6 protein-coding genes, 1 tRNA gene and 3 pseudogenes are annotated in these 8,043 nt (G+C 37.7%); 5 read left to right on the top strand and 5 right to left on the bottom strand.

Going from position 1 to position 8,043, the window contains the following annotated elements:
- Positions 1-117: 117 nt before the first annotated feature.
- Entirely contained in the window at positions 118-258 is a 141-nt protein-coding gene (locus tag ACFIMQ_RS02010) for a hypothetical protein (RefSeq protein WP_375703282.1), read from the bottom strand.
- 171 nt (positions 259-429) lie between these two features.
- Between ACFIMQ_RS02010 and ACFIMQ_RS02015 the strand changes: the two are divergent.
- Positions 430-626: pseudogene (locus tag ACFIMQ_RS02015) on the top strand (Arm DNA-binding domain-containing protein); the annotation flags it as partial.
- On the opposite strand, the pseudogene ACFIMQ_RS02020 reads toward ACFIMQ_RS02015, so the two are convergent.
- A pseudogene (locus tag ACFIMQ_RS02020) lies at positions 618-1,104 on the bottom strand (integrase arm-type DNA-binding domain-containing protein); the annotation flags it as partial. The pseudogenes ACFIMQ_RS02015 and ACFIMQ_RS02020 sit on opposite strands and share 9 nt — an antisense overlap.
- Before the next feature lie 252 nt (positions 1,105-1,356).
- Positions 1,357-2,166, bottom strand: coding sequence for a VIT1/CCC1 transporter family protein (locus ACFIMQ_RS02025; RefSeq protein WP_375703283.1), 810 nt, complete (start codon positions 2,164-2,166; stop codon positions 1,357-1,359).
- 677 nt (positions 2,167-2,843) lie between these two features.
- Here ACFIMQ_RS02025 and ACFIMQ_RS02030 point away from each other — a divergent pair.
- The 3 genes and pseudogenes from ACFIMQ_RS02030 to ACFIMQ_RS02040 form a co-directional block, all read left to right on the top strand.
- Positions 2,844-2,947: pseudogene (locus ACFIMQ_RS02030) on the top strand (DUF4102 domain-containing protein); the annotation flags it as partial.
- A gap of 493 nt (positions 2,948-3,440) precedes the next feature.
- Complete coding sequence (locus ACFIMQ_RS02035) at positions 3,441-4,082, top strand: hypothetical protein (RefSeq protein WP_375703284.1); 642 nt, start codon at positions 3,441-3,443, stop codon at positions 4,080-4,082.
- Positions 4,083-4,374: 292 nt separating this feature from the next.
- On the top strand, positions 4,375-4,575 hold the full coding sequence (locus ACFIMQ_RS02040; protein ID WP_375615873.1) for a hypothetical protein: 201 nt from the start codon (positions 4,375-4,377) through the stop codon (positions 4,573-4,575).
- A gap of 318 nt (positions 4,576-4,893) precedes the next feature.
- Here ACFIMQ_RS02040 and ACFIMQ_RS02045 read toward each other — a convergent pair whose 3' ends face one another.
- On the bottom strand, positions 4,894-5,466 hold the full coding sequence (locus ACFIMQ_RS02045) for a disulfide bond formation protein B (RefSeq protein WP_375615874.1): 573 nt from the start codon (positions 5,464-5,466) through the stop codon (positions 4,894-4,896).
- A gap of 12 nt (positions 5,467-5,478) precedes the next feature.
- Positions 5,479-6,084 carry a YqaA family protein gene (locus ACFIMQ_RS02050; RefSeq protein ID WP_375615875.1) on the bottom strand — a complete coding sequence of 202 codons (606 nt, stop codon included), beginning with the start codon at positions 6,082-6,084 and terminating at the stop codon, positions 5,479-5,481.
- 192 nt (positions 6,085-6,276) lie between these two features.
- On the opposite strand from ACFIMQ_RS02050, the gene ACFIMQ_RS02055 reads away from it, so the two are divergent.
- Positions 6,277-6,361, top strand: a tRNA-Leu gene (locus ACFIMQ_RS02055).
- Positions 6,362-8,043: the final 1,682 nt, after the last annotated feature.

Consider the following 8,043-nt stretch of genomic DNA (forward strand, 5'->3'; position numbering starts at 1 on the left):
GTGAATTTATATGAGATAAGGACTAAAAATGCCTCTCATGAATCGTCTCAAGGGTCAAAAGCTTTTGTTCGTAATATTCAGGGTTAGCAAAGTGTGTGATGGTGCTGGTATATCTCTTCAACCTATTGCTGGAAAGTTTTGCGTTTTATGGCGTTGTTTGCCTAAAAGAGCGCGTGCTTTTGTTATTGCCTGTAAATCAACATCCAACTCTAAGGCAGCCACATGTTTGAGACAAAGATTAAGAGCTCTATAAGGCAATACATTGATTTATAATGATAATTTATCTTTATTCATATTGAGTTAAAACTCCGAATATCGAAAGATTCTCTCATTTCAAATCTGTGTATGTTGAATCAATCAAAATCACTTGCTTGCACATCATAAGCGGGGTTGGCGTGTGGGTAAAAACTGTAGAAGAAAGGATTAAAAATGGCTCTTATGAACCGTCTTAAGAGCCAAGATCTGTCGCAACATCTACGAGCTGGAAAAGTGTGTGATGGTGCCTTGCTTGCTCCTTCATAAGCGTAAAGATGGTGGTGCTCAATGGCTTTATCGTTATACCATTCACGGACGCCGTCGTGAAATGGGCTTTGGGTGCATTAAGGGATGTCTCTTTAAGCAGTTCCAGTTTTTGTATGCCAAATAGGGGCAAGGGTATTGCGTATCTCTGTTTGTTTAATCTCTGAAATGGGAAAACAGCCTAATTTAGGGAGAATGTAAAGCCGCAAAGGTCAAACCAGCTACCATCTTTACCATCATTCTTTAGTTCGGCTTTACCACTTTCAAAAGCATTTAAAGCAATGTCTTTTAAATAATGGAGATTGCTTATTGCTTCACGTTTTTGTTTTTCACATTCTTTAATGGGGTCACGCCCCTCATGTAAAACAGAACGCCATTGATTTGCACATTCACGTGCTTTTTTTAAAGAAACGTTTCGCAATGCACCCAAGCCCATTTCACGACGGTGCCCATGAATGGTATAACAATGGCATAACGATAAAGTCATTGAGCACCTCCATCTTTACGTTTGTGAAGGAGCAAGCCGGCACCATCATACACTTTGCTAGCTCGTGGGTGTTGCCGACAGCTCTTAGCTCTTAAGATGGTTCATAGGAGGAATTTTTACTCTTTTTTTTCCTTATTTTTACCCCCACGCTAGCTCCGCTTTTCGCTTTTGACGTGCAAGCAAGTGATATTAATTGATTCAATATGAGAGGGTTTTGGAATGAGAAAATCTTATTCTATTTGGAGTTATGATTCAAGTTGAAATGATTATTTATTATTATAAATCAATATTTTATTTCTAAAAGGAACGACACGTTAGAGATCTAAATCATGGATTGTGGATAGGATTTCTTAGATACTGCCGATAAGAATACCCGTGGCAAAAACCAAGGCACCCCCAATGATGACCTGTAAAGAAGCGCGCCAAAAGGGAGTCGACATGAATCTGTTCTGGATCCAGACGATGGCGCCTAGTTCGAAAAAAACAATGATAAAGGCAATAATTGTCGCTACATAAAAAGAATTGATTAAATAGGGAAGGGTATGGCCTAATCCTCCTAATGTGGTCATAATGCCGCTGGCAAGGCCTCTTTTTAATGGCGAACCACGTCCTGATAATTTGCCGTCATCATGGGCTGCTTCTGTGAAACCCATCGAAAGTCCCGCACCAATTGAAGCTGAGAGCCCTATCAAAAAAGTTTGATGCGTGTCTCCCGTGGCAAAAGCTGCGGCAAAAATGGGGGCAAGGGTGGAAACAGAGCCATCCATTAACCCTGCAAGACCTGGTTGAATCCACGTCAAAAGTGTTTGTCTTTGCGTTTTTGTAGGCTTTTTTATGGTGTGATTTGCCGCTGTTGTTTTTGAGGAGGAATGGCGGCTCTTGCCTTTCACAAGAGAAGTTTTTTCACATAATGAACCGATAGTGTTTGCACGATTATGGCAAGAAAGGCATAAAAGTTGCTTATAATTTTTAAGCTCTTGAAGCCCCATAGCGGTAAAAATCGCGGCTTCCCTAGAGGAATAAGGTTCGAGAGCTTTTGCATATTTTAAATAGAGCGCCGCATGCTGCTCTTTTGCTTTGAGTGCGCGAATCATCATTGTTTGTGCTGAACGAAAGAACAGAGCTTTACGTTGTACAAATGAAAAAAACGATTTCAACATTTTCTGTTCCTTTGCACTTTAGAATAATTCTAAAACATAAGAAAAATAAACCGAAAGTCAATCTAAAAGTTCAAAACTGAAAAATTGCAAAAAGGTTGCAGTAAAAAAATGCTGGGGTGCTATGAAAGTAAGCTGGCAAATAAATTCAAGTACAGGAAGATTTATTAAGTGGGAGATTTATTAAGTGGGGTCGAGAGGGGGGCGTGAAAGCATTGAGAGAAAATATGCTTTATTATGCTAAAGGGACGTTTTCAATGGAGCGTTCCACTGTAGTGTGCTCGAGAATGTATGGAAAGAAAGAGGTTTGTGTCATCATTTATTTGATGCGTTCAAAAGATGATAATAACCTTTGGAATTTGAAATAATTCTTTAAAAGAGACTTTTTCCAAGGGACAAATGCCTATTTCATGAGGGCGTCCGTGAAGAGTATAAAAGAGTAAAACAGTAAAGCCTTCATACAATAATATACACTCCATTGAGTCTTTCCATCTTTACGCTGCATAAAAGATATTGATTTATAATGATAATCTAGCGTTATTCATATTGAATTAGCCTCCCGAATAACGTGGGATTCTCTCATTTCAAATCTGTTTATCTTGAATCAATCAAAATCACTTGCTTGCACACTACAAGCGGGGTTGGCGTGTGGGTAAAAACTATAGAAGAAAGAACTAAAAATGGCTCTTATGAACCGTCTTAAGAGCCAAGGGCTGTCGCAATATTGGGGGCTGGCAAATATAATGATAGTGCTGGCTTGTTACTTCATAAAGAGCAAGCCGGCATCGTCATACACCTTAGCTCCTAGTGTTGCGTCAGCTTTTAGCTCGGTTCATTATAGGCACGGCATTTTATTGTACAGTTTTACGCCAATCATTCCGCTTGTGGAGGTGTAAGACAGTATTCTTATGATATTTACGCGCATTTTAGCGTTGTTACAGCTTTTGCATTTAGGTGGATTTGTTAGCGTGTAACGAATTATCTTTTGTGCTGTAATTGCAGGGACAGATAAAGGTGGGAGTGCATAAATGACAGAGATATTATCATATCAAATTGTTTGATCACGCATAAAAATTTATGCTTTATGAAGGGGCATTTATCGCCTTGTAACTTGCCTGATATCTTGTATGAAAGCCCAAAATTCAGTAGGATTCCTCTCATTTCAAAACTTCTTATATTGAAACAATTCAAATCATTTTCTTGTGGATCACAAGGAGGGGTGTGGTTGTGGGATTATTAAAAAGTGTGATAAGTTTTGCAGAAAAAGCGGGGAATATATGGAAATTGATGAAAGTTTGAAATTTTGGCGGCTTTCTGAAAAACTAACGTTATTGCAGGCAGCGTTATTGATAGCGGGCTTGAATCCAGGAAAGTGTCTGTTTTTCAACGAATTAGAACCAGAAAAAGGTGATATTTACGAAGGAAGGCGGAAAATACCGTTTGATAAAACTGCTCATTTTCGAGGAGCTTATAATGCCATCGTTCAAGCGGGAAAAGAAGGGCAATTAAAGATGAAATTGTCGTATAATCCTTTTGGTTATATAAATGCAGATTCTTCATATGTTCTCGTCGATGATTTAAAAAAATGGCTTTCATCGCGTGGTCTGCGTCCTGCGTTTTTTTTCCCTGAGGATGATTCTGCTGAGACTAAGGACCAAAAATATGCGTTTCAAGATCCAACGCATCCACGTTATGCTCCAAAGCTTGCTGCTATTGTTGCGGCATGGGAAGCGGTGAGTGAGGCTGAGGGTGGTAAAACTGTTAAAGGAACGCTTATAAAGTGGCTGCAACAGAATGCTGATCAATATGATTTACGCAATAAGAAAAATGGTAAGTTAAAAGAGGATGTTATTGAGCAGCTTGCAAGTATTGCGAATTGGGAACCTACCGGAGGGGCGCCTAAGACACCTGCCAATTAATTTTATCAAAAGAAAAAAACAAAAAAATCACTAAAATTGTGCTGCTTTTTTTGATAATTTTGAAGGTAATCTCTTTTTCTGGGGGAGATTTTTACTTTTCTTCCCTAGATTATAAGTAATTGTTTTTCAATGAAAATAATTTTTATAGTGTTCCTCTGACTGTTCAGGCGGGGGAAAATAGATATTTTGGGGCAGTAAAATTTACCCTGTAGTTTTCGTAACTTACCTCTCTATTTTTGTTTGATTTTTTTGGGCACTTTTAAAATCCAAATCAACTGAAATGGAGTTAAATATGAAAAAAAGACTTTCTTTTTTTACGGTGCGTGGAAGTGCAAAAAATTCTCAAGTAAGTGCACCGATATTGGAGCAGCCTGTTGCTGATGAGGTGGTGCGTAAATCGTTTAGAATAGGTCTATTATCGTGTTGGTTAAAGTTTGAACTTACCCTTGTTATGGAAAAGGTCAAAGCTGAGCGTCATGTGCGCTCTCCATAAAGAAATCTTGTCATCTCTTATGGATTGCAAAAAAGAGGTTATTGATATGGGGTGCAAAAAAAGAGGCAGTGAGAGCATCAGAAATTTGGCAGTAAAGAAAATTAATTCAATCGTTTGGCATAGTTTTTTTGTTAATGTGAAGCTTATAGCCTATGTGAAGCCTATATTATATACGGGAGCATTTCTGCTTTATGAGAAATATTCCCATTTATCGAGAATTTTTCTGCTTGTCATAGTTTTTTCTCAAAAGGTGTGAAGGTTTTTGCTTTTCGTAGAAACTTTTTGCAAAACAATACAGGCGGATGTGCTTTTTTAAAGTTATGGCTTTTTATGGACTGAAAAAATTCCTTTTGAAGCGATATAGAAGCTTATAAGGGAGAAAAATAGGCTTGAGACGACATTCCAACCGGCAAATGAGAGAAAAAGAAAGCGTACGGATGCTTCAGAACAAGAAGGAGGATGAATGTTGTTTAATTGGTTAAGCAGCTGGTTAACGTCTGAGGTTTTTCTCATTGCGTTTGAACCACAACTGAGGGGCGCTTCCCAAAAGCCATATTCAACACCTGCATGATAAACAGCTAAAACAAGGCTGATGCTCATTAAGATGAAAACACATAAAAATAAAAGTTGTATCCAAGAAGACAGGCGAAAAAAATATGCCCCAAAACCCGCTAAGAGCAAAAATGGTATGGCACCGTAATAGGGAAAACGCTCTATGAGACATAAATCGCAAGGAAGATAGCCGCCAAGATATTCAAAACTAAGGGCGAGACCTATTGTGGTGGACAAGCAAAGAGTGAGAAAAAAAGCCCAGAAACATTGTTCTTTTCTGCTGGGTTCAATATGAAGGTGCTTGTGTAAAAGTGGGTGAGAAGACAAAACGCATGCCATTAAGTCTGTTCCTTATAAAAGCTGCTTATTAAAAAAAGCGATGAAAACCCCATAAATTAAAAGGAGACTAACAAAACCAATGAGAATAATCCATTTGAAATGCTGTGCTAAAAAATTCATTGCTTTTTGCCCAAAATGTTTCATAAGCCACGCGAGAAGATAAAATCGAGCGCCTCTGGAAAAAATACAAATAAGAATGAAAAATTCAAGACGCACACTCATAACACCAGCCAAAATTGTGACAATCTTGATGGGGGGAAGATGTAAAAAACCTGATGTGATCAGTAAAATAATGAGAAATTGTAGGGTTGCATTGTTTTTTAGAGATTCAAAACTTTCAACTTTACCGTAAAATTCTAAAATAGGTTTGGCAAGGGTGTCATAGGCAAAATGTCCTATAAACCAACCGGCAATTCCTCCTAAAACAGAACAGATCGTCGCAAGAAAAGCATAGTGATAAACCCGCTTTTGATGGATAAGGAGCATTGGAATATATAAAACATCTATGGGGATTGGAAAAACAGAACTTTCAATAAAGGCAATGAAACCAAGCCAGTGTGGTGCTGTACGCCGATTTGCTAAAGAAATCGTCCAAAGCTTTAATTTGTTTAATATCATGTGTTTTTTATAAAATTAAGAGGTAAAGACTTTACAAATGAGGTTTCTATAAATCCGGTAGAGACAATATTTCATAAAACAAATAAAAAATGATATGAATTCTAAAAAAATGAGAAGTCTTCTGTTGACGAATCTGTTCTTCTTCATATAGTGCAAAAGGGTAATCGACAAGTCTGTCTTTTATAGTAATGTGCGGGTGTGGTGGAACTGGTAGACGCGCCAGACTCAAAATCTGGTTCCGAAAGGAGTGTCGGTTCGAGTCCGACCACCCGCACCACTTATAGATTTTCTACACTATCACTTGATATCGTTGTTTATCTTATTGTATTGTTTTTATTTAATTAATTGTCTTTTATATACGACCTTGATATCTGATGAATCTGTCAAAAGCGCAATTCAAAAGGTGGTTTAAAAAGTGATTAGGAAAACAAGAATACGTAATAGATTTGCGGCTTTCTCTGTAAAAAAAATTTGCCTAAAGGTAAATATGCGGATGGAGCTGGACTTGTGTGGCTTATCTCGACCGCATGAATACTTTCCTTTATCTGTTATGACATTTGAAATTGTATGAGAGTAACCTCATCTTTGGATTTGGCTTTTTTCGCTCTAAGGGATGAAAATTCTAAAACCCGTGCTTGTTTGTAAATGATACAGCTCTTTTCAGTGGGGCACATCTGCTGGACATTGCAGGGGTAGAGTACTTATATCATCAAATGACGGTATTCTATTATGCTGTAAAACAGCGTTGTTGAGAGCATTGATATAAGGCATGAAAAGTTTTCCATATTATTAAGTGTTTTTAAATATCGTGATCCGTATTCAGGGCAGGGCTTGTTTGTTGCACTTATGAAGTGGACCGCATGAGGGGTCAGCAGGTGGAACCTACCCGTGAAAAGCTAGACTGTTGACAGACCAGTGGCTGGTAGGAATCTTCCTCCTTTGAGGTGTGAGGAAGAGGGCAAGATGTAAAAAGATAAGGTTATTTTTAAAATAATTATATATGAATCTGCTTGGTGCTATCGATGAGTGAGAACTTTTAATAGGACTACAGCTTATGGGAAAATAGAATAGAGTTTGTTCTTGAAGGATGCTTTGCTGGTTGCTGTTGTCATGTCTATGATTGTTTACAATGATGTTGGTGTTATTTTTTTGATGCGCTGCATAAAGACACTTCATTTGAAGTGTTATTATAATACAACCTCCTTAAAACGTTAAAGCGTTTTTTAAGAGGCATTGGATATTTCGGGAAAGGGCTTGCCCATAGCGCTTGATGCATGTTCATCACATGAATAGCAAGCCAAGAGAAACTAGACTCTATTAAGAATACGACCTGTTTACAGACTGGTGTGGGTTTTGGATTTTTTATCCTTTGAAGAGGGAGGCAAGTGAATTCTCATGACCCTATATAAAGTGAATCCTATAAGCAGGAAGTCGATGAATTTACACCGAAAAAATCGGATTATTTATAGGTTAGTGAGGGAAGCTTTCAGATGTGAAGAGGAGATTATGTTCCTTATTTGCGCTATTCAAAGGATTGTCATCTTTTCTTTTACTGAACGGTTGTCTTTGACAACAGAGTTTTTTCTTACAAGAGTGTACAAATATGCAAAGTGTGAAGATATAAGTGGAAAGCGGATTGGATAAAATCTCCAAGGATGGATTTGTTATCTTGTTTGGTTGTCTTATGAAGTTAAGTGCGAGAAGTGGTTCGGGGTGTTACTATTCAAAACAACTGGATTGTTTATGGGGTAAAGAGAACGCTTTCCTTTTTAGACGTGAAGAGAAGGTTGAAAATTTAACCTATGAAACAATCTCCTATTTTATGCTGTTGTTATGTTATCATCATATGAAGCTGTCATTGATGCGCTGTATCCGTATTTATTTTAAAGAAGGGTAACCAATAATAATTAAATCAATAAGTTATATTTGTAGTAAGGGGATAGTTGAGTTTTGATTTTA

The organism is Bartonella sp. AD13SXNS, assembly GCF_042196465.1.
In the GTDB taxonomy this organism is placed as follows: domain Bacteria; phylum Pseudomonadota; class Alphaproteobacteria; order Rhizobiales; family Rhizobiaceae; genus Bartonella.

Excerpts from the sequence above, each read along its gene's own strand:
- ACFIMQ_RS02050 (WP_375615875.1), bottom strand. The coding sequence starts at position 6,084 with ATGATATTAAACAAATTAAAGCTTTGGACGATTTCTTTAGCAAATCGG.
- ACFIMQ_RS02025 (WP_375703283.1), bottom strand. The coding sequence starts at position 2,166 with ATGTTGAAATCGTTTTTTTCATTTGTACAACGTAAAGCTCTGTTCTTT.
- ACFIMQ_RS02045 (WP_375615874.1), bottom strand. The coding sequence starts at position 5,466 with ATGGCATGCGTTTTGTCTTCTCACCCACTTTTACACAAGCACCTTCAT.
- ACFIMQ_RS02040 (WP_375615873.1), top strand. The coding sequence starts at position 4,375 with ATGAAAAAAAGACTTTCTTTTTTTACGGTGCGTGGAAGTGCAAAAAAT.
- ACFIMQ_RS02035 (WP_375703284.1), top strand. The coding sequence starts at position 3,441 with ATGGAAATTGATGAAAGTTTGAAATTTTGGCGGCTTTCTGAAAAACTA.